At 72.0% G+C, this 21,730-nt stretch carries 17 protein-coding genes; 14 read left to right on the top strand and 3 right to left on the bottom strand.

Annotated features, from left to right (window positions below):
- Positions 1-177 precede the first annotated feature (177 nt).
- From miaB to ACYBSK_RS28490, 3 genes are read left to right on the top strand one after another with little or no spacing between them, the layout of a single operon-like run.
- Positions 178-1,701, top strand: coding sequence for a tRNA (N6-isopentenyl adenosine(37)-C2)-methylthiotransferase MiaB (miaB, locus tag ACYBSK_RS28500; protein WP_457480117.1), 1,524 nt, complete (start codon positions 178-180; stop codon positions 1,699-1,701).
- A gap of 22 nt (positions 1,702-1,723) precedes the next feature.
- Complete coding sequence (locus ACYBSK_RS28495) at positions 1,724-2,119, top strand: hypothetical protein (RefSeq protein WP_460243844.1); 396 nt, start codon at positions 1,724-1,726, stop codon at positions 2,117-2,119.
- A 10-nt stretch (positions 2,120-2,129) separates the two neighbouring features.
- Positions 2,130-2,843 carry a class III extradiol dioxygenase subunit B-like domain-containing protein gene (locus ACYBSK_RS28490; RefSeq protein ID WP_460243843.1) on the top strand — a complete coding sequence of 238 codons (714 nt, stop codon included), beginning with the start codon at positions 2,130-2,132 and terminating at the stop codon, positions 2,841-2,843.
- A gap of 111 nt (positions 2,844-2,954) precedes the next feature.
- On the opposite strand, the gene ACYBSK_RS28485 is transcribed toward ACYBSK_RS28490, so the two are convergent.
- Positions 2,955-3,221 (bottom strand): antitoxin, encoded by a 267-nt coding sequence (locus tag ACYBSK_RS28485; protein ID WP_457480114.1) that lies wholly within the window; start codon positions 3,219-3,221, stop codon positions 2,955-2,957.
- A 36-nt stretch (positions 3,222-3,257) separates the two neighbouring features.
- Positions 3,258-3,488 carry a gliding motility protein gene (locus ACYBSK_RS28480; RefSeq protein WP_460243842.1) on the bottom strand — a complete coding sequence of 77 codons (231 nt, stop codon included), beginning with the start codon at positions 3,486-3,488 and terminating at the stop codon, positions 3,258-3,260.
- 230 nt (positions 3,489-3,718) lie between these two features.
- Here ACYBSK_RS28480 and miaA point away from each other — a divergent pair, with 230 nt between their 5' ends.
- From miaA to hflX, 6 genes are all read left to right on the top strand, one after another.
- Positions 3,719-4,657 carry a tRNA (adenosine(37)-N6)-dimethylallyltransferase MiaA gene (gene miaA / locus ACYBSK_RS28475; protein ID WP_460243841.1) on the top strand — a complete coding sequence of 313 codons (939 nt, stop codon included), beginning with the start codon at positions 3,719-3,721 and terminating at the stop codon, positions 4,655-4,657.
- A 107-nt stretch (positions 4,658-4,764) separates the two neighbouring features.
- The gene (locus ACYBSK_RS28470; RefSeq protein WP_457481888.1) at positions 4,765-5,232 is read left to right on the top strand and encodes a hypothetical protein; all 468 of its coding nucleotides are present in this window, start codon (positions 4,765-4,767) and stop codon (positions 5,230-5,232) included.
- A 67-nt stretch (positions 5,233-5,299) separates the two neighbouring features.
- Positions 5,300-6,169: a diaminopimelate epimerase gene (gene dapF, locus ACYBSK_RS28465; protein ID WP_460243840.1), complete on the top strand. Its 870-nt coding sequence runs from the start codon at positions 5,300-5,302 to the stop codon at positions 6,167-6,169.
- 139 nt (positions 6,170-6,308) lie between these two features.
- Positions 6,309-8,432, top strand: coding sequence for a RelA/SpoT family protein (locus tag ACYBSK_RS28460; RefSeq protein WP_460243839.1), 2,124 nt, complete (start codon positions 6,309-6,311; stop codon positions 8,430-8,432).
- 79 nt (positions 8,433-8,511) lie between these two features.
- Positions 8,512-9,972 (top strand): M1 family metallopeptidase, encoded by a 1,461-nt coding sequence (locus ACYBSK_RS28455; protein ID WP_460243838.1) that lies wholly within the window; start codon positions 8,512-8,514, stop codon positions 9,970-9,972.
- A gap of 176 nt (positions 9,973-10,148) precedes the next feature.
- The gene (hflX, locus tag ACYBSK_RS28450; RefSeq protein WP_457480108.1) at positions 10,149-11,654 is read left to right on the top strand and encodes a GTPase HflX; all 1,506 of its coding nucleotides are present in this window, start codon (positions 10,149-10,151) and stop codon (positions 11,652-11,654) included.
- Between the two features lie 96 nt (positions 11,655-11,750).
- Here the strand turns inward: hflX and ACYBSK_RS28445 are convergent, their stop codons facing one another.
- Positions 11,751-12,971, bottom strand: coding sequence for a trypsin-like serine peptidase (locus ACYBSK_RS28445; protein ID WP_457480107.1), 1,221 nt, complete (start codon positions 12,969-12,971; stop codon positions 11,751-11,753).
- 423 nt (positions 12,972-13,394) lie between these two features.
- Here ACYBSK_RS28445 and ACYBSK_RS28440 point away from each other — a divergent pair, with 423 nt between their 5' ends.
- From ACYBSK_RS28440 to ACYBSK_RS28420, 5 genes are all read left to right on the top strand, one after another.
- On the top strand, positions 13,395-14,819 hold the full coding sequence (locus ACYBSK_RS28440) for a diaminobutyrate--2-oxoglutarate transaminase family protein (protein WP_460247118.1): 1,425 nt from the start codon (positions 13,395-13,397) through the stop codon (positions 14,817-14,819).
- A 99-nt stretch (positions 14,820-14,918) separates the two neighbouring features.
- Positions 14,919-16,886, top strand: coding sequence for an IucA/IucC family protein (locus ACYBSK_RS28435; protein WP_460243837.1), 1,968 nt, complete (start codon positions 14,919-14,921; stop codon positions 16,884-16,886).
- A 15-nt stretch (positions 16,887-16,901) separates the two neighbouring features.
- Positions 16,902-17,732, top strand: coding sequence for a GNAT family N-acetyltransferase (locus ACYBSK_RS28430; RefSeq protein WP_460243836.1), 831 nt, complete (start codon positions 16,902-16,904; stop codon positions 17,730-17,732).
- Between the two features lie 40 nt (positions 17,733-17,772).
- Positions 17,773-19,671 carry an IucA/IucC family protein gene (locus ACYBSK_RS28425; RefSeq protein WP_460243835.1) on the top strand — a complete coding sequence of 633 codons (1,899 nt, stop codon included), beginning with the start codon at positions 17,773-17,775 and terminating at the stop codon, positions 19,669-19,671.
- A 40-nt stretch (positions 19,672-19,711) separates the two neighbouring features.
- Entirely contained in the window at positions 19,712-21,715 is a 2,004-nt protein-coding gene (locus tag ACYBSK_RS28420; protein WP_457480103.1) for an ATP-dependent DNA helicase, read from the top strand.
- The last annotated feature ends 15 nt before the right edge of the window (positions 21,716-21,730 follow it).

Raw genomic sequence — 21,730 nt, 5'->3', positions numbered from 1 at the left:
CGCGATCCTGCCAGGTGGGGGCGCGCGGTGACCAGGTTCGGAGGGTCTCGGTGAGGTCACCGTCCGTAGCGCCGAACTGGGGAGTGGCGCTGCCGCCGACGCTGTGAGGCCACCCGTTCCGGGCCCGGCCTCGCGGGCGGCGCAGGACCACTCCCGGAACCCCATACCCTTGTTGTCATGAGCAGCAGCGACCCGCGTCCGGCCGTGGACGACCGTTCACCCAAGACATACGAAGTACGCACCTACGGGTGCCAGATGAACGTCCACGACTCCGAGCGCTTGTCGGGTCTCCTGGAGGGCGCGGGTTACGTACGCGCCCCCGAGGGCTCCGACGGCGACGCCGACGTCGTGGTCTTCAACACGTGCGCGGTGCGGGAGAACGCTGACAACAAGCTCTACGGCAACCTCGGCCACCTCGCCCCCATGAAGGCGCAGCGGCCGGGCATGCAGATCGCCGTGGGCGGCTGCCTCGCCCAGAAGGACCGCGACACCATCGTGAAGAAGGCGCCCTGGGTGGACGTCGTCTTCGGCACGCACAACATCGGCAAGCTGCCCGTCCTCCTGGAGCGCGCCCGCGTCCAGGAGGAGGCGCAGGTCGAGATCGCCGAGTCCCTGGAGGCGTTCCCCTCCACGCTGCCCACCCGCCGCGAGAGCGCGTACGCGGCCTGGGTGTCGATCTCGGTCGGCTGCAACAACACCTGCACCTTCTGCATCGTCCCGGCGCTGCGCGGCAAGGAGAAGGACCGCAGGACCGGCGACATCCTCGCCGAGATCGAGGCACTGGTCGGCGAGGGCGTCTCCGAGATCACGCTGCTCGGCCAGAACGTCAACGCCTACGGCAGCGACATCGGCGACCGCGAGGCCTTCAGCAAGCTGCTGCGCGCCTGCGGAAAGATCGAGGGCCTGGAGCGCGTCCGCTTCACGTCCCCGCACCCGCGCGACTTCACGGACGACGTGATCGCCGCCATGGCCGAGACGCCGAACGTGATGCCGCAGCTGCACATGCCGATGCAGTCCGGTTCGGACACCGTCCTGAAGGCGATGCGCCGCTCGTACCGCCAGGAGCGGTTCCTCGGCATCATCGAGAAGGTCCGCGCCGCCATGCCGGACGCGGCGATCACCACCGACATCATCGTGGGCTTCCCCGGCGAGACCGAGGAGGACTTCGAGCAGACGCTGCACGCCGTGCGCGAGGCCCGCTTCGCCAACGCCTTCACCTTCCAGTACTCCAAGCGCCCCGGAACGCCGGCCGCCACCATGGAGGGCCAGATCCCCAAGGAGGTCGTGCAGGCCCGCTACGAGCGGCTTGTCGCGGTCCAGGAGGAGATCGCCTGGGAGGAGAACAAGAAGCAGGTCGGCCGCACCGTGGAGCTCATGGTCGCCGAGGGCGAGGGCCGCAAGAACGGCGCCACGCACCGACTCTCCGGCCGGGCCCCCGACAACCGCCTCGTGCACTTCACCAAGCCCGAGGCCGAGGTGCGCCCCGGTGACGTCGTGACCGTCGAGATCACCTACGCCGCCCCGCACCACCTCCTCGCCGAGGGCGACGTCCTGAACGTGCGTCGCACGCGCGCGGGCGACGCGTGGGAGAAGCGCAACCAGGAGGAGCAGGACAAGAAGCAGGGCGTGCTGCTCGGCCTGCCGAAGATCGGCGTCCCCGAGCCGCTGCCCGCCATGACCGGGGGCTGCGCGGTCGACTGACGCGCCACGACGGGGGGATCGGATGACGCGCTGGGTGATCACGATGGAGTACGGCGCGGGTGACGGGCACAGCTTCGGCGCGCTCACCCGCTTCGACTCCAGCCGCGACGAGGCCAGGGCCGCCCTGTACCGGTACGCCTGCGAGCACCGGCACAGGCCCGGCCTGCGCCAGCGCGGCCGTGAGGTGTTCCGCGAGCACGACGACGCGTACTACGTCCGGATCACGGGCGCGATGTCCACGCACGACGTGCGGTACCGCCTCGCCGAGCTGGTCTGGAGCACGGACGACGGTCCGGATCCGGGACCGCCCCGGCCCCCGTCCCAGTGGCGGCGGGACGTCTGGGCCCCGCCGCCGGGCGACACCGCGGCGGAGCCGTCCGACGCCACCCCCGACTACTGGCGGCCGCCCGACGAGTAGGCTGCCGATCATGCTTGTCGCCGCCGCCGTCTGCCCGTGCCCGCCCCTGCTCGTGCCCGAGATCGCCGCGGGCGCGGCCCCGGAACTGGACGCCGCGCGGGCGGCCTGCGACGAGGCGCTCGCGGCCCTGCTCGCGGCGGAACCCGACCTGGTGTGGGTCATCGGCGAGGGCGCGCGCACGGGCGTCCACCGGCCCGGAGCCCGCGGTTCCTTCCGCCCCTTCGGCGTCGACCTCGACGTGCACCTCGGCGCCCCGTCCGGCGCCACCGGGGCGACGCTCCCGCCGTCCCTCGCCGTCGGCGCGTGGCTGCTCGCGCGCGCGGGGTGGACCGGCGAGACGCGCGGCTACGAGATGGCGGGCGGCGGCTCCGCGTTCGACCGGGCCGAGGGCGCGTGGCGACTGGCCGACGGTTCAACCGGGGCCGAGCGCGTGGCGTTCCTCGTCATGGGCGACGGCACGGCCTGCCGCACGCTCAAGGCCCCCGGCTACCTGGACGAACGCGCGGAGGGCGTCGACGCCGCCATCGCCGCGGCCCTGCGCGACCTCGACGTCGACGGCACCCTCGCGCACCTCGACGCCGACCTCGCCCGCGAACTGAAGATCTCCGGCCGCGCCCCGTGGCAGCTCCTGAGCGCCGCCTGGGACAAGCAGGACGGCACGGGCCGCCTCCTGTACGAGGACGCTCCCTACGGAGTGGGCTACTTCGTGGCGTCCTGGACGTGATCCCGGGCGTGCCCCGTCCGGGACGCCGCCCGTAGAAGCCCCGGAAACACGGCGACGGCCGCGAAGCCCGATGGCTTCACGGCCGTCCGCCCGGTGGTGCGACGCGCGACGTCACGACGCCGGCGGAGGCGACGACGGCGGGTTGCCCCCGTCCTTGGCGTCCTTGGCATCCGGCCCGGACATCCGGTCGACGGCGTCCTTCGCCTTCTCCGTGCCCTGCTGGATCTTGTCGCTGTACTTGCCCTTGGTCTTCTCGTCGACCATCCTGCCGGCCTTGTCCAAGCCCTGGTCGATCTTGTCCCCGTGCTGTTGCGCGAGGTCCGAGACCTTGCCCTTGGCGGGACCGAGCTTGGCCTTCAACGAGTCCAGGAAGCCCATGGCTGTACCTTCCGTCGCACTGAGCTCCCGCGGGAGCTACTTGCGGGCGCCTTCGCCGGCCTCGTTGTCGGCGGCCTGCTCCGCGGACTGCTGCTTCGGGATCTCCACGCCCTCCGCCGCGGCGGCCTCGGCCGCCTTGTCGTCAGCGGTGGCCTCCGCGGCCTCCTGCTCCGGGGTGGGAGCCGCGGCGGCCTCGTCGGCACCCTCGGCGCCCTCCGTCTCCGGAGCGGCCGTCAGAGTGGAACCCTGAGCCTCGGTGGTTGACACCTCGCCCGCTTCGCCGGCCTTTCGGCGAAACATGGAAAAAACGCCCATTTCAACTCCATACGGTACTTGTGTGGGCGAAATCCCGCCCTACCCGGTGCGTCCCATTGCGGCGACCGGGGCGCCGGCCCTTGAAACCGGCGGCTGGAACCTCGCAACAGGCAACGACCCCGAACCGGTGGCGTCACGTAGCTCATTCGTGAACAGGCGTCCGGGTTTGCGAGACTGGGGCGGTGAGTAGCGCAGCTCCCGCCCCGCGGGTCATCGCCGTCGTCGGGCCGACCGCGGCAGGAAAGTCAGATCTCGGTGTTTTCCTCGCCCAGGAACTCGGCGGCGAGGTGGTCAACGCCGACTCCATGCAGCTGTACCGCGGGATGGACATCGGCACCGCCAAGCTGACGCCCGAGGAGCGCGACGGGATCCCGCACCACCTCCTGGACATCTGGGACGTCACGGAGGCCGCCAGCGTCGCCGAGTACCAGCGCCTCGCCCGCGCGGAGATCGACCGGCTGCTCGCCGAGGGCCGCTGGCCCGTCCTCGTGGGCGGCTCGGGGCTCTACGTGCGGGGCGCAGTCGACAAGATGGAGTTCCCCGGCACCGACCCCGAGGTGCGCGCCCGCCTGGAGGACGAGCTCCGGCTGCGCGGCTCCGGCGCCCTGCACGCGCGCCTCGCCGCCGCCGACCCGGAGGCCGGAGCGGCGATCCTGCCGAGCAACGGCCGGCGCATCGTGCGCGCCCTGGAGGTCATCGAGATCACGGGGCAGCCCTTCACCGCGAACCTGCCGGGACACGACTCCGTCTACGACACCGTCCAGATCGGCGTGGACGTCGCGCGTCCCGAACTCGACGAACGCATCACCACGCGCGTGGACCGTATGTGGGAGGCCGGACTGGTCGACGAGGTGCGCGCGCTGGAGGCCCAGGGGTTGCGGGAGGGACGCACGGCGTCGCGTGCCCTCGGCTACCAGCAGGTGCTCTCGGCCCTCGCCGGGGAGTGCACCCTGGACGAGGCGCGCACGGCGACCGTCCGCGCCACCAAGCGCTTCGCGCGCCGTCAGGACTCGTGGTTCCGGCGCGACCCGCGGGTGCATTGGCTCAGTGGAGCCGCGGCGGACCGCGAGGAACTTCCGGCTCGAGCAATGTCGTTGGTCGAACGACCGGTTACAGCCTGATCACGTGATGGCATCGGGACGCTCCGCCCGTCATCGCGCCCTCCGCGGGCGTGCCATCATCGACCATCGATCGACCAGTGGAGTCCGAAGTGGGAGGGCGCGTGGCGATGGAGGCCGGCCCTCGTGACACCGCACCAGGCGGAGAGCAGCTCAGCACCGACGGTCCCGGGGCGAACGCCGACGGCGTGATCGCCGACGGACCGACCGTGGAGGAGCTCGCCGCGCAGGAAGAGGCCCAAGAGGTCGAGGTCGAGCTGCGCCCGCAGCGCAGACTCCGCATCTGGCAGCTTGCGCCCATCGTGATGCTGGCCGCGATCGGCTCCCTGATGTTCGCGTTCCCGCTGTTCTTCGAGTTCGGCGACGGCGGCGCGGTCGTCGCCATGCTCGGCCTCCTGATCAGCTCCTGCGCCGCGGGCTGGGGCATGATGGCGGCCCGCCGGGTGGGCTACACGCTGCCCGGACTGCCGCCGCGCGGCTCCGGCAGATGGCCGGACTGGCGCGTCGTGGGCGCGTACGTCGTCGTGGTCGCGGCCGTCGCGGTGCTCGCCGTGTGGCGCGTCGCACGGCTGCGCTGACCCCGCCCCGCACCGGCCGGCCCGATCCGCCGCCCTGGTTGCCGGAGCCATCTCGTACGATCGAGAAATGACCACCTTCCTCAAGGGTCACGGGACCGAGAACGACTTCGTGATCATCCCGGACCCGGAGAACGCCCTCGCGCTTCCGCCGACCGCCGTCGCCGCCCTGTGCGACCGCCGGGCCGGCATCGGCGCGGACGGCGTGCTCCACGTCGTGCGCACCGCCGCCCACCCGGAGGCGAAGCACATGGCTGCCGAGGCGGAGTGGTTCATGGACTATCGCAACGGCGACGGTTCGGTGGCCGAGATGTGCGGCAACGGAGTGCGGGTCTTCGCCCGGTACCTCCAGCACGCCGGGCACGTCGGCGAGGGCGACCTCGCCGTGGCCACCCGAGGCGGCGTCAAGACGGTCCACATCGACAAGGAAGGCCTGATCACGGTCGGCATGGGCAAGGCGGCGCTCCCCGAGGGCGACGTCACGGTCAGCGTCGACGAGCGGACCTGGCCCGCGACGAACGTGAACATGGGGAACCCGCACGCGGTCGCCTTCGTGGCCGACCTCGCCCACGCGGGCACCCTGCACGCCGCACCCCCCTTCGCTCCGGCGAACGCCTACCCGGAGGGTGTGAACGTTGAGTTCGTCGTCGACCGCGGCCCGCGGCACGTCGCCATGCGCGTGCACGAGCGCGGCTCGGGCGAGACCCGCTCCTGCGGCACCGGCGCCTGCGCCGTGGCCGTCGCGACCGCCCGCAGGGACGGCCTGGACCCGGTGGTGACCGGGTCTCCTGTCACGTACGAGATCGATCTGCCAGGTGGCAGGCTGACGATCACCGAGCGTCCGGACGGCGAGATCGAGATGACCGGTCCCGCCGTGATCGTCGCGGAGGGTCGGCTCGACACCGACTGGTTCGCGGCGATCGAAACCGTAAACCAGTGAACCTTCGCTCGAATGGGTGATCCGTTTCACGCTCGGCGAGAGGGGGACTGCGCCACGTGATGGGCTCGGTAGCATCAAGCACCGGTCCGGACGGGTGCCGCCGCCAGCCCGCCGCCGGTCGACAAAGCCGGAGGTGCTCATGAGTGCGGAGGCGACCAACCCCGCGAACCCGGGGTCGATCACGCCCGGATCGCATCGTCGGCGTGGCCGCCCCCGGATCGATCTGCGACGTCTCGGCCGCGCCGCGCTGCTGGGCGCCCCCGCCCGCGGCCGCCTGCCGGACGCGATCGGTCACGTGGCGGAGGCCCACCGGGCCCACTACCCCGACGCCGTCCTGGACCCGCTGCACCGCGCCTATGTGCTGGCCGAGTCCTCGCACCGCGGCCAGATGCGCAAGAGCGGCGAGCCGTACATCACGCACCCGCTCGCGGTGACGCTGATCCTCGCCGAGCTGGGCGCGGAGATCACGACGCTGACGGCGTCCCTGCTGCACGACACCGTCGAGGACACCGAGGTCACGCTCGACCAGGTGCGCGAGGAGTTCGGCGCGGAGGTCGCCTACCTCGTCGACGGCGTGACCAAGCTGGAGAAGGTCGACTACGGGGCGGCGGCCGAACCGGAGACCTTCCGCAAGATGCTGGTCGCGACCGGGAACGACGTGCGCGTCATGTCGATCAAACTCGCCGACCGCCTGCACAACATGCGCACCCTCGGCGTCATGCGCCAGGAGAAACAGGAGCGCATCGCCAAGGTCACCCGCGACGTCCTGATCCCGCTCGCCGAGCGGCTCGGCGTGCAGGCCCTCAAGACCGAGCTCGAAGACCTCGTGTTCGCGATCCTGCGCCCCGAGGAGTACGGCGAGACCCGCGAGCTGATGGCGGCGAACGCCCAGCGCACCGAGGACTCCCTCGCCGGATTCGCGACCGAGGTGCGCTCCGTGCTGCGCGAGGCGGGCCTGAGCGCCGAGGTCCTCATCCGGCCGCGGCACTTCGTCTCCGTCCACCGGGTGCGCCGCAAACGCGGCGAGCTGAGGGGCGCCGACTTCGGCCGCCTCCTCGTCCTCGTGAACGAGGACGCGGACTGTTACGGCGTCCTCGGCGAACTGCACACCTGTTTCACGCCGGTGGTCTCGGAGTTCAAGGACTTCATCGCCGTACCGAAGTTCAACCTGTACCAGTCGCTGCACACCGCGGTCGCCCGCGGCGACGGCGAGGTCGCCGAAGTCCTCATCCGCACGCACCAGATGCACAAGGTCGCGGAGGCGGGCGTCGTGGCGCTCGGCAACCCGTACGCGCCCTCCGCGGAGGAGCACCTGGACACCGTGGGCGAGCGCTCCGACCCCACGCGCCCCGGCTGGCTGAACCGGCTGCTCGACTGGCAGCAGTCCGCCCCCGACACCGACACCTTCTGGTCGACGCTGCGCGAGGACCTCGCCCAGGACCGCGAGATCACCGTCTTCCGGCCCGACGGCGGCACCATCGGGCTCCCCGCGGGCGCCAGTTGCGTCGACGCCGCGTACGCGCAGTACGGCGAGGACGCCCACGCCGCCATCGGCGCGCGGGTCAACGGCCGCCTGGCGACGCTCAGTACGGTCCTCGGCGACGGCGACACCGTGCAACTGCTCATGGCGGGGCCGGAGGGCACCCCCGCGCCCGAGCCGTCCGTGGCCTGGCTCGACCACGCCCGCACGCCCGCCGCGCGCATCGCCATCCGCCGCTGGCTGGCCACCCACCCCGAAGGCCCGACCGCCCCCTCCTCGGCGCCCCGGGCCCCCTACAGCGGCCCCTCGGCGCGGCCCTCGGCGGCCAACGTCGTGGTGGACCAGCCGGGCGCCACCGTGCGACTCGCGGGCTGTTGTACGCCCGTGCCGCCCGACGAGATCACCGCCTTCGCGGTCCGCGGCGGAGTCGTCACCGTGCACCGGGTCGCCTGCTCCGGGGTGGCGCGCATGAAGGACGCGGGGCGCGCGGAGGTGGGCGTGCGCTGGGCGGACGCGGAGGCCGCCGAGTACCGGGTGACCCTGATCGCCGAATCCTTCAGCCGCCCCCACCTCCTCGCGGACCTCACCGAAGCCATAGCGCTGGAGGGCGTCGCCATCATCTCGGCGACCGTCGACCCGCCCGACCAGGGCCGCGTCCGGCACACGTACACGCTCCAACTCCCGGACGCCGCCAACCTCCAGGGACTGATGCGGGCGATGCGCAACGTGCCGGGCGTGTACGACGTGGGGCGCACGCGGCACGCGGCGGCGGGCGCCCTGTAGGTCCGCGCGGGGCGCTCGTTCGGGTGGTGCGGCGCGTGCCACCCCCGCGCGCGGGGGTGCGCGCTGATAGCGGTAAGTCATGCTGCTCAGCTCCCGAACGCCCCGCACCGCCGCGCTGCTCGCCGCCGGTGCCTCGCTCGCCCTGGTGGCCGCGACCGCGCCCCGACCCGCCGAACCGCTCGGCATCGGCGACCGGCTCTTCCCGCACCTGGGCAACCCCGGCTACGACGTCACCGACTACGACATCTCCTTCACGTACCACGGTGACAACAACAAGCCCCTCGACGCCGTCACCAGGATCGACGCGCGGGCGACCTCCTGGCTCGACCGGATCAACCTCGACTTCTCGCACGGCACGGTCGATTCCGTGCGGGTCAACGGCGCGCGGGCGCAGTACGTCACCAAGGGCGAGGACCTGATCGTCACGCCCGCCAGGGCCGTCGCTCCCGGCCAACCGCTGAACATCACGGTGCGGCACACCAGCGACCCCCGGCCCGGCAAGAAGGAGATCGGCTGGCTGCGCACCAAGGACGGTCTCGCGATGGCCAACCAGGCCGACGCCGGACACCGGGTGTTCCCCTCCAACGACCACCCCTCCGACAAGGCCGTCTTCACCTTCCGTATCACCGCGCCCCAGGGCTATACGGCCGTCGCCAACGGCCTCCCCGTCGGGAAGACGCGGCACGCGGGCGCCACGCAGTGGGCCTACCGCACCGCCCACCCCATGGCCACGGAGCTCGCCCAGGTCTCCATCGGCCGCTCCGCCGTGCTCCACCAGGAGGGGCCGAACGGGCTGCCCGTACGCGATGTCGTGCCGGCCGGCGACGTCAAGGCGCTGAAGCCGTGGCTGGCGAAGACGCCGGGACAGATCGCCTGGATGGAAGGGAAGGTCGGCGGCTACCCCTTCGAGAACTACGGGCTGCTCATCGCCCACGCCTCCACCGGCTTCGAACTCGAGACACAGACGCTCTCTCTCTTCGAGAGAGACCTGTTCCAGCGCTCCGGCTACCCGAAGTGGTACGTCGAGTCGATCATGGTCCACGAGCTGGCCCACCAGTGGTTCGGCGACAGTGTCAGCCCCCGCACCTGGTCCGACCTGTGGCTCAACGAGGGACACGCCACCTGGTACGAGGCCCTGTACGCCGAGGAGAAGGGCGACCTGCCCATGGAGCGGCGGATGCGGGCCGCCTACCGGGCGTCCGACGCCTGGCGCGCCGACGGCGGACCGCCCGCCCGGCCCAAGGTGCCCTCCGACGACGGAAAGATCAGCATCTTCCGGCCCGTCGTCTACGACGGCAGCGCCCTGGTCCTCTACGCCCTGCGCCAGGAGATCGGCAAGGACGCCTTCCAGCTCCTGGAGCGCACCTGGGTGAGCACGCACCGTGACTCCACCGCCACCACCGACGACTTCGTCAAGCACGCCTCCCGGATCGCCGGCCGGGACCTGAGCGGCTTCTTCCAGGACTGGCTGTACGCGAAGAAGACCCCGCCCATGCCGGGGCACCCGAAATGGACGTCCGACCCGGTGTCGCAGGGCTGACAGCGGGAAACAAATCGAGTGACGAGACGCCCCGTGCCGTGCGAACATCGACACCGTCGACGGCGCGGGCCGACGGATCGGCGCCCGCGGGAATCCCCCGGGCAGTGCGCGCGTTGTCAGTGATGACGGGTGCCATGCCCGTCGCACCCCTCGTATCCCACCGACGTAAGGACCCAATGACCTCCTCTTCTTCCCCTTCCCAGGACGCGCAGCAGACGGCGCAGAACCACCCCGAGAGTCTTCGGGCCGATGCCCTGATGGAAGAGGACGTCGCCTGGAGCCACGAGATCGACGGAGAGCGGGACGGCGAGCAGTTCGACCGCTCCGAGCGCGCGGCTCTGCGCCGCGTCGCGGGCCTCTCCACCGAGCTCGAGGACGTCACCGAGGTCGAGTACCGACAGCTCCGCCTGGAGCGCGTGGTCCTCGTCGGCGTGTGGACGTCGGGAACGGTTCACGACGCGGAGAACTCCCTCGCGGAGCTCGCCGCCCTCGCCGAGACGGCGGGCGCCCTCGTGCTCGACGGCGTGATCCAGCGCCGCGACAAGCCGGACGCCGCGACGTACATCGGCTCCGGCAAGGCCCAGGAGCTGCGCGACATCGTGCTCGAAACCGGTGCGGACACCGTCGTGTGCGACGGTGAGCTCAGCCCCGGCCAGCTCATCCATCTCGAAGACGTCGTCAAGGTCAAGGTGGTCGACAGGACCGCCCTGATCCTCGACATCTTCGCCCAGCACGCCAAGTCCCGAGAGGGCAAGGCGCAGGTGGCGCTCGCGCAGATGCAGTACATGCTGCCGCGCCTGCGTGGCTGGGGTCAGTCGCTGTCCCGGCAGATGGGTGGCGGTGGCTCCGGCTCCTCGGGCGGCGGTATGGCCACCCGTGGTCCCGGTGAGACCAAGATCGAGACGGACCGGCGGCGGATCCGCGAGAAGATGGCGAAGATGCGCCGTGAGATCGCGGAGATGAAGACCGGCCGCGACATCAAGCGCCAGGAGCGCCGCAGGCACAAGGTGCCCTCGGTGGCCATCGCCGGGTACACCAACGCCGGCAAGTCCTCGCTCCTGAACCGCCTCACGGGCGCCGGCGTCCTGGTGGAGAACGCGCTGTTCGCCACCCTCGACCCGACCGTCCGCCGCGCCGAGACCCCGAGCGGCCGCCTGTACACGCTGGCCGACACGGTCGGCTTCGTACGGCACCTGCCGCACCACCTCGTCGAGGCGTTCCGCTCGACCATGGAGGAGGTCGGCGACTCCGACCTCATCCTGCACGTGGTCGACGGTTCGCACCCCGCGCCGGAGGAGCAGCTCGCCGCCGTGCGCGAGGTCATCCGCGACGTCGGCGCGACGAACGTGCCGGAGATCGTGGTGATCAACAAGGCGGACGCGGCCGACCCGCTGGTGCTCCAGCGGCTGCTGCGCGTGGAGAAGCGATCGATCGCCGTCTCGGCCCGCTCGGGCCAGGGCATCGAGGAGCTGCTCGCGCTCATCGACGTCGAACTGCCGCGCCCCGCGGTCGAGATCGAGGCCCTCGTGCCGTACACGCACGGCCAGCTGGTCGCGCGGGCGCACGCCGACGGCGAAGTGATCTCCGAGGAGCACACCCCGGAGGGCACGCTGCTGAAGGCACGCGTCCACGAGGACCTCGCGGCGGAGTTCGCGCCGTACGTCCCGGCGGCCGCGAACTGACGGCTCGTACGTGCACGGGCTGAGCCCCTCCCCGGTCCACCGGAGAGGGGCTCAGTCATGTGGTCCTGTTCGCTGTGGGCCCCGCTGGGCCCGGGATCACTGTCCGGCGAACTTGTTGCTCACCGCGTCGTAGATCCCCTTGGCCTCCTTGCCGAGCCGCGGCCCCGCGAGCCAGCCCGCCGTCACCGGGCCGATCGACGTGTTCGACACCAGCACCGGCTTGCCGTCGGACCCCTGGCCGACCCAGCCACCGCCGGACGAACCGCCCGTCATGGTGCAGCCGATGCGGTACATCGTCGGGTCCGTGTCGTTCAGCGACAGGCGTCCCGGCTTGTCCGCGCACTGGTACATCTTCTGCCCGTCGAACGGCGCCGCCGCCGGGTAGCCCTTCGCGGTCAGCTGCGCGATCCTCGGCACCGCCGGCGCGTTGAAGTCCACCGGGAGCGCCGAACCGACCGTCTCCTCCAGCGACTTCGTGGTGCCGCCCTTCTCCGGCGTCACATGGATCACGGCGAAGTCGTACGTGGCGCCCTGGCCGCCCGTCGGGCCGCCCCGCGCGATCCACTGGTCGGACGTCAGCGCCCCGTCGCCCCACCACACGCCGTACGGAGCGACCTCCTCCTTGGGCGTGTTCTGCAACTCCTGCGCCGACTTGCCGTCGTTGTTGTACGAGGGCACGAACGCGATGTTGCGGTACCAGCCGCCGTTCTTGCCCGCGTGCACACAGTGGCCCGCCGTCCAGAGCATGTTGGACTTCCCCGGGTGCGCGGGGTCGGCGACCACCGTCGCCGAGCAGACCATCGACCCCTCGGGCCCGTCGAAGAACAGCTTGCCCGCGTACGGCGCGTTCGCGTGGTACGGGGTGCCGACGCCCGCTGCCGCCACCGGCCGCGGCTCCGGGTCCGTCACGCCCTGGTCGCCCGACAGGTCGTTCTCGTCGACCTCCCCGGCCGGGTTCTCGTCGGCGTCCCGCATGCGGTCCGAGTCCCACAGACCGGCGATGATCGGGTTGACGAAGTCCTGCGCCTCACGCAGCCACTTGTCCTTGTCCCAGTTCTTCCACTCGCCGTCCTTCCACTTGTCCGGGTCGATCCCGTGCTCCTTGAGCCGGTCCCCGAGGTCGTCCGGGATCTTGAACTTGCCATCGCCCGCGGAAGCCGCGTCGGTCGGCTTGTCGCTCGCGCTGTCCTGGCTCGATCCGCACGCCGTGGCGGTCAGGGCGAGCACCGCGCTGAGAGCAACCGCCGCCACGGGGGACGTTCTGCTGCGCGCGCCCCGTGTGCGGCGAGCGGCGAACTGCGGGCGTATGGGTCGCATGTCGTGAATCCCCCTGGGCTTCGAAATGGTTCAACTGCCGTACGCGCGCGGAGGACGTGAGGCCTGGCCTCTCCCCCCCGAACGGCACACCACACTATGCCGGTGCCGTCGGGGACGGCCGACAAAGCCGCAACGGTTCCGTCACGGAGGGATCTTCCGGTCCGCACGGAGCGTTGACGCCCGGCGCACCACCGCCGCCACGGCGCACCCGGCAAAAGTCTGCTCATGAGTCCCGCACGAGCCGTGTTCCTCCGCCCGCCGCGTCGTTGGTACGTACGGGGGAACCTCAGTCGACGTTCAGCGCACGCCAACCCGCCGCGCCGACGGGTGAGTCGAGGGACCTTTTCGGCCGTATATCCAGCGGGAGGACCAACAGACGTGGCCGTGACAGATCCTGTGCCTGTGACCGATCTTGAGACCGCGGTGGTGCCGGCCCCGTCCGTCGGCGGGGCATCCGGGACCACCGCGCGCGACACCGTTCAGCACGAGGGGATCCTGCGCCGTCAGGGCGCGCGGGAGTCCGCGGCGCGCACCTACGCGCGCGCCCTGCCGATCGTGCCGGTGCGCGCCCGAGGGCTCACCATCGAGGGCGCGGACGGCCGCCGCTATCTGGACTGCCTGTCCGGCGCGGGGACCCTCGCTCTCGGCCACAACCACCCGGTCGTGCTGGAGGCCATCCGCAAGGTGCTCGACTCGGGGGCGCCGCTGCACGTCCTCGATCTGGCCACCCCGGTCAAGGACGCCTTCACCACGGAGCTGTTCAGCACGCTGCCGCCCGCGCTCGCCGACCGGGCCCGCATCCAGTTCTGCGGACCCGCGGGCACCGACGCCGTCGAGGCCGCGCTCAAGCTGGTCCGCACCGCCACCGGCCGCTCGGGCCTGCTCGCTTTCACGGGCGCGTACCACGGGATGACCGCGGGGGCGCTCGCGGCCTCGGGCGGGGCGCAGGACGTCCGCGTCACGCGCCTGCCGTATCCGCAGAACTACCGCTGTCCCTTCGGCATCGGCGGACCGCGCGGGGCCGAACTCGCGGCCCGCTGGACCGAGTCCCTCCTCGACGACACCAAGTCCGGGGTGCCGGATCCGGCGGGCATGATCCTCGAACCGGTGCAGGGGGAGGGCGGCGTGATCCCCGCCCCCGACGCCTGGATGCGCAGGAACCGCGCCCTCACCGAGCGGCGCTCCATCCCGCTGATCGTCGACGAGGTGCAGACCGGCGTCGGCCGCACCGGCGCCTTCTGGGCCGTGGAGCACAGCGGCGTCGTCCCCGACGTCATGGTGCTGTCCAAGGCGATCGGCGGCAGCCTCCCGCTCGCCGTGATCGTCTACCGCGACGACCTGGACGTCTGGAGCCCCGGCGCCCACGCCGGCACCTTCCGCGGCAACCAGCTCGCCATGGCCGCGGGCGCCGCCACCCTCGCGTACGTCCGTGAGAACGCCCTGGCCGAGCGCGCGGCCACCCTGGGCGACCGCATGCTCGGCCAACTGCGCAAACTCGCCGACGACTTCGCGTGCGTCGGAGAGGTGCGCGGGCGGGGCCTCATGATCGGCGTGGAACTCGTCGACCCGGACGGAGCCGGCGCACCCACCGCCACCACTCCGCCCGAACTCGTCGACGATCCGCTGCTCGCCGGGGCCGCCCCGCTGCCCGCCGCGCCCCGACTCGCCGCCGCCGTGCGCGACGCCTGCCTCGCCCGCGGCCTGATCGTCGAACTCGGGGGCCGTCACTCCAGCGTCGTCCGCCTGCTGCCGCCCCTCACCATCACCGACGAGCAGGCCGCGGCCGTCGTGGACCGGCTCGCGGACGCCCTGGCCGCGGTCGCACCGGCCCACCCGCACCATCCGTAGGAGCGCCCCGAGACCCACTCCCGCCAGCGACGGCGGTGACGCGCCCGACCAGCCGACCCACCGCCTCACGGAGCCCACCACCCCACGCAAGGAACCCTCTTGAACGCCACACCCGCTTCCGACGGCCGTCCCCGTCCCACCGCCGGCGGATCCTGCGACACGCAAGACCCGCACACCCCGGAGCACGACCCGATCCCGCGGCAGTACCGCGGCGACCAAGAGGCCGAGCGTCCCCGCACCCCCGCGGCGGACCTCCTGGAACACCCCGACCCCGGCACCGCCGCCCAGGCCGCGGCCGTCGAGAACCTGCTGCGCTGCTGGGTGCGCGAGAACAACATCGCTCCTCCTTCCCACGGTGCCCTGCGCATCCCGCTCCCCGCGAGCGGCACCGCCCTCCTCGTCCCCGTCCACTACTGGTCGCCCGCCGGCTGGCACCGCTTCGGGCTGCCCTGCCTGGAGAGCGCTCCGCACCGCGCCCCCCGCGTGGACGCCGTCACGCTCGCCGCCCTCCTCAGCAGGGAATCGGCCCACGGCGACGCCGACGCCACCACCGGCCCCGACCACGCCGCGGCAGCCCCGACCGCCGAGGTCCCCGGCGGCGACGGCGGCGAACTGGTGGTCCGTGTCGCCGACTCGCTGCGCCGCACCACCGACTTCATCGCCGACCGGCGCGAACACCCGCAGGACCCGGCCGATCCCTTCCTCGCCGCCGAGCAGGCGCTCCTCCTCGGCCACCCCCTACACCCGACGCCGAAGAGCCGCGAGGGACTCTCCGAGGCCGAATCGGGCCGCTACTCACCGGAGCTGCGCGGCTCCTTCCCGCTGCACTGGATCTCCGTCGCCCCGGACGTCCTCGCCCACGACTCGGCCTGGACCGAAGACGGCCGCGCCCGCGACGCCGCCGACCTCACCGCCGAACTGGCGGGCCCCGGCCTCCAGGTGCCCGAAGGACACGCCGCGCTGCCCGTGCACCCGTGGCAGTTGCGCGAGCTGCGGCACCGCCCCGCCACCGCCGCCCTCCTGGACGCCGGTCTGCTGCGCGACCTCGGCCCGCACGGCGACCCCTGGTTCCCCACCTCCTCCGTCCGCACGCTGTACCGGCCCGGCGCCCCGGCCATGCTCAAGCTCTCCCTCGGCCTGCGCATCACCAACTCCCGCCGGGAGAACCTCCGCAAGGAACTCCACCGGGGCGTCGAGGTCCACCGGCTCCTCGGCACCGGCCTCGCCGAGCAGTGGCGCGCAGCGCACCCCGGCTTCGACATCGTCCGCGACCCGGCCTGGCTCGCGGTCGACGGCCCGGACGGCGCACCCGTGCCGGGGCTCGACGTGATGATCCGCACCAACCCCTTCCGCCCCTCCGACGACGCCTCCTGCCTCGCCGGCTTCGTATCGCCCCGGCCGTCCGCCGATCCGGCGGCCCCCACCGACCGCCCGGCCGTGAGCTCCCGCCTCGCCGACACCGTGACCCGGCTCGCGGCCCGCACCGCACGCCCCCGCGGAGCCGTGGCCGCCGAGTGGTTCCTGCGCTACCTGGAACACGTCGTACGCCCCGTGCTCTGGCTCGACGGCGAGGCCGGCATCGCCCTGGAGGCCCACCAGCAGAACACCCTGCTGCTCCTGGACGCCGACGGCTGGCCCACCGGCGGCCGCTACCGGGACAACCAGGGCTACTACTTCCGCGAGTCCCGCCGCGCCGAACTCGACCGCCGCCTGCCCGGCATCGGCACACACAGCGACACCTTCGTCGACGACGACGTCACCGACGAGCGCTTCGCCTACTACCTCGCCATCAACAACGTGCTCGGCCTGATCGGCGCCTTCGGCTCCCAACGCCTCGCCGACGAGCGGCTGTTGCTCGCCGCGTTCCGCCGCTTCCTCGACGAGGCCGCCACCGGGCCCACCCGGCGGCGCAGCACGCTGCCGAGCCTGCTGCTCGACTCGCCCACGCTGCGCTGCAAGGCGAACATGCTCACCCGGCTGCACGGCCTCGACGAACTCGTCGGTCCCGTCGACACCCAATCCGTCTACGTCACTATCGCCAACCCCTTTCACTCCCGCCGTTCCTGAGAGAGGAGCGTCGCCGTGCACCCCACCGATGCGAGCACCGACACGGACACCACTCCCGACACCGACCCCCACGACACCGCCCCGCCCGCGGAGGGCACCACCAGCACGCAGGACGCGGGCACCGTCCACTGCGCCGACGACGCCGACGCGCAGGACACCCTGGACCTGCGCCTCCCCGACGAGCTGATCGCGCTCATCGCGGAGCACGACGGCGCCCACCGACGCACCGCCGCCGACCCCACCGCCCCGACCGAGCACGACCTGCTGGACGACGTGGGGGAGTGGGGACCGGTCACCACCCCCTCAGGCGTGTTCCAACTCGTGCCCGTGCGCGTCGAGCGGGACCTGGCACTGCTCAGCCGCTGGATGAACGACCCCGCCGTGGCGGCCTTCTGGGAACTCGAGGGCCCCGACACCGTCACCGCGGACCACCTGCGCCCCCAGCTCGACGGCGACGGACGCAGTGTGCCCTGCCTCGGCGTCCTCGACGGCACGCCGATGAGCTACTGGGAGATCTACCGCGCCGACCTCGACCCGCTGGCCCGCCACTACCCCGCCCGCCCGCACGACACCGGGATCCACCTCCTCATCGGTGGCGTCGCCGACCGCGGACGAGGGCTCGGCACCAGGCTGCTCCAAGCCGTCGCCGACCTCGTACTCGATCACCGTCCGCGCTGCGCGCGCGTCGTCGCGGAACCCGACCTTCGCAACACCCCCTCCGTCTCCGCCTTCCTGGGCGCGGGATTCCGCTTCTTCGCCGAGGTGGACCTCCCCGACAAGCGGGCCGCGCTGATGGTCCGTGACCGCGCCCTCCGCAGCGCGCTTCCGGCCAGTCACTCTCTGTAACGAACTTCGACCCGATCCGGTTCCCGTCCGAGGAGTCCCCGTGCCGAATCAGTCCGTCGTCCCGAGTTCCGAAGAGCCGCCCGAGCTGTACGCCCCGCCCGAACTCACGTCGGAGAACTGGGTCCGGGCGGGCGCCCGCCTGCTGGCCAAGCTGGTCGGCGAGTTCGCCTACGAGGACATCCTGCGGCCGGAGCCCCACACTCCGGCCGGCTCCGGCCTCCACCCCTACTCCCTGCGCCTGCCCGCGGGCCGCGCCGCGTCCGGGGCCGTCGGCGACCCCGGCGGCACCTTCCACTTCCGCGCCCGCCGCGGCGCGTACGGCAGCTGGCGGGTGGACCCGGCGAGCATGGAATGGGAGCCCGGGGCGGCCGGGACCCAGGGTCCGGCCGCCACTCCTCCCACCCGCGAACCCCTCACCGACCCCTTCACCTTCCTGCTGCGCGCCAAGCACGTCCTCGGCCTCGACGGCAACACCCTCGGCCACCTCATCCGTGAACTCACTGTCACCCTCGCCGCCGACGCCCGCCTCGACCACACCGCGCTCACCGCGGCCCAGCTCGCCGAGCTCGGCTACGCGGAGCTCGAAGGTCACCAGACAGGCCACCCCTGGCTCGTCCTGAACAAGGGCCGCCTCGGATTCACCGCGACCGACACCTCCCGCTGGGCGCCCGAGGCCCGCCGCCCCACCCGCCTCCCGTGGATCGCCGTGCACAACGCCCTCGCCACATACCGGGGAGTCATCGGCCTCGACGACCCCGCCGCCCTCTACGAACGTGAACTCGACGGGCCCACCCGTGCGTTGTTCGCGCAGGAACTCCGTTCCCGCGGCCTGGACCCCGCGGCGTACCTTTACCTGCCGGTGCACCCCTGGCAGTGGGACGACGTCGTGCTGCCGCTCTTCGCCCCGTCCGTCGCCTCGAGCGACATCGTTCCGCTCCCTGCGGACGGCGACCTGCGGCTGCCCCAGCAGTCCATCCGTACGTTCCTGAACATCGCGCACCCGGAACGGCACACGGTGAAGCTTCCGCTCTCCATCTTCAACACCCTCGTATGGCGCGGGCTTCCGACGGAGCGCACCTGGGCCGCGCCCGCCGTCACCGCGTGGGTGCACGCGCTGCGCGACGCCGACCCCTTCCTGCGCGACGAATGCGGCGTCATCCTGCTCGGCGAGGTCGCCTCCGTGACCGTGGAACACCCGCTGTACGACGGGCTCGCCGAAGTGCCCTACCAGTACAAGGAACTGCTGGGCGCCATCTGGCGCGAGCCCGTCGTCCGGCACCTCGCCCCCGGAGAGCGCGCCCGGACGCTCGCCTCCTTGTTGCACATCGACTCCGAAGGACGCGCGTTCGTCGCGGAGCTCGTCGCGCGCTCCGGTCTCGACCCGAAGACCTGGCTGCGCAGGCTCCTCGCCGCCCTGCTGCCCCCACTGCTGCGCTTCCTCTACCGCTACGGCACCGTCTTCTCCCCGCACGGAGAGAACGCCATCGTCGTCTTTGACGACCAGGACGTGCCCACCCGGCTCGCGGTCAAGGACTTCGTGGACGACGTCAACATCAGCTCCGAGCCGCTGCCCGAGCACGACTCCATGCCCGAGGACGTCCGCGAGGTCCTGCTCACGGAGGACCCCGCGTTCCTCACCCAGTTCATCCATTCGGGGCTCTTCGTGGGCGTCTTCCGCTACCTGGCCCCGCTGTACGAGGAACAACTCGGCGTTCCCGAGGCCGAGTTCTGGAGCCTGGTGCGCGCGGAGATCCTGCGCCACCACGCGCGCTTTCCGGAGTGCAAGGAGCGGTACGAGATGTTCGACCTGCTCACCCCGGAGATCGAGCGCCTGTGCCTCAACCGCAACCGGCTGCACCTCGACGGCTACCGCGACCGCGCCGACCGCCCGCACGCCGCCGTGCACGGTACCGTCGCCAATCCGCTGCACCAGCCGTGATCGCCGGAATGTCAGTGGGTCCGTTTAGGGTGGTCGAGCTATGACGAAGCCCTCACTCCCCGAGCTCCTGCACGCCGCCGTCGCCGCTGTCGGCGGCACGGAGCGCCCTGGCCAGGTCACCATGGCCGAGACCGTCGCCGAGGCGATCGACGACGGTTCCCATCTGCTTGTCCAGGCGGGCACCGGCACCGGTAAGTCACTCGGCTACCTGGTGCCGGCCCTCGCTCACGGGGAGCGCGTCGTCGTGGCGACCGCCACGCTGGCCCTCCAGCGCCAGCTCGTGGAGCGGGACCTGCCGCGCACGGTGGAGTCGCTCCACCCGCTGCTGCGGCGCCGCCCGAATTTCGCGATGCTCAAGGGCCGGTCGAACTATCTGTGTCTGCACCGTCTCCACGAGGGCGCGCCGCAGGAGGAGGAAGAGGGCCTCTTCGACCAGTTCGAGGCGGCCGCGCCCACCAGCAAGCTGGGCCAGGACCTGCTGCGCATGCGGGACTGGGCGGACGAGACGGAGACGGGTGACCGGGACGATCTCACGCCGGGAGTCTCGGACAAGGCCTGGTCGCAGGTCTCGGTCTCCTCGCGCGAGTGCCTGGGAGCGTCGAAGTGCGCCTACGGGCAGGAGTGCTTCGCCGAGATGTCCCGCGAGCGCGCCAAGCTCGCCGACGTCATCGTGACCAACCACGCGCTGCTCGCCATCGACGCCATCGAGGGCGCGCCGGTCCTGCCGCAGCACGAAGTGCTGATCGTCGACGAGGCGCACGAGCTGGTCTCGCGGGTGACCGGAGTGGCCACGGGCGAGCTGACCCCCGGCCAGGTCAACCGGGCGGTGAAGCGCGCGGCGAAGCTCGTCAACGAGAAGGCGGCGGACCAGCTCCAGACCGCCTCCGAGGGCTTCGAGCGCGTGATGGAGCTGGCCCTGCCCGGCCGCCTCGAAGAAGTCCCGGAGGACCTCGGCTACGCGCTCATGGCCCTGCGCGACGCCGCCCGTACGGTGATCACCGCGCTGGGCAACACCCGTGACAAGTCCGTCCAGGACGAGGACGCGGTCCGTAAGCAGGCCAGGGCCTCCGTGGAGAACATCCACGACGTGGCGGAGCGGATCACGAACGGCTCGGAGTGGGACGTCGTCTGGTACGAGCGCCACGACCGCTTCGGAGCCTCCCTGCGCGTGGCCCCCATGTCCGTCTCTGGCCTCCTCCGGGAGAAGCTCTTCACCGACCGCTCCGTGGTCCTGACCTCGGCGACGCTGAAACTGGGCGGCGACTTCAACGGGGTGGGGGCCTCCCTGGGCCTCGCCCCGGAAGGCACCCAGGGCGAAGACCTGCCCGTGTGGAAGGGCGTCGACGTCGGATCCCCGTTCGAGTACCGCAAGCAGGGCATCCTCTACGTCGCCAAGCACCTCGCGAAGCCGACGCGTGACGGCACGCGTACGGACATGACGGACGAGCTGAGCGAGCTCATCCAGGCGGCCGGCGGTCGCACGCTCGGCCTCTTCTCCTCGATGCGGGCCGCTCAGGCGGCGGCCGAGGAGCTGCGAGGGCGGATCCCGCAGTTCCCGATCCTGCTCCAGGGGGAGGACACCCTGGGCGAGCTGATCAAGAACTTCGCGGCGGACCCGGAGACCTGCCTGTTCGGCACTCTGTCGCTGTGGCAGGGCGTGGACGTACCGGGCCCGAACTGCCAGCTGGTCGTGATGGACAAGATCCCGTTCCCGCGCCCTGACGACCCGCTGATGAGCGCGCGCCAGAAGGCGGTCGAGGAGGCGGGCGGCAACGGCTTCATGGCCGTGGCCGCCACGCACGCGGCGCTGCTGATGGCACAGGGCGCGGGCCGTCTCGTACGGGCGACGGGTGATCGCGGAATGGTCGCGGTCCTGGACCCCCGTCTGGCGACGGCACGGTACGGCAGCTATCTGAAGGCATCGATGCCGGACTTCTGGTTCACGACGGACCGGAACCAGGCGCGGCGCTCGCTCTCGGCGATCGACGCGGCGGCGAAGAAGGCGGCCGCGGACGCGGTGCCGGTGAAGGCCGACGGCGAATAGCCAGGAATGGCGGCC

Source organism: Streptomyces sp. BYX5S, from assembly GCF_054724165.1.
Note: the sequence above shows the minus strand (reverse complement) of the source record. Positions and strands in the feature narration are given on the sequence as shown.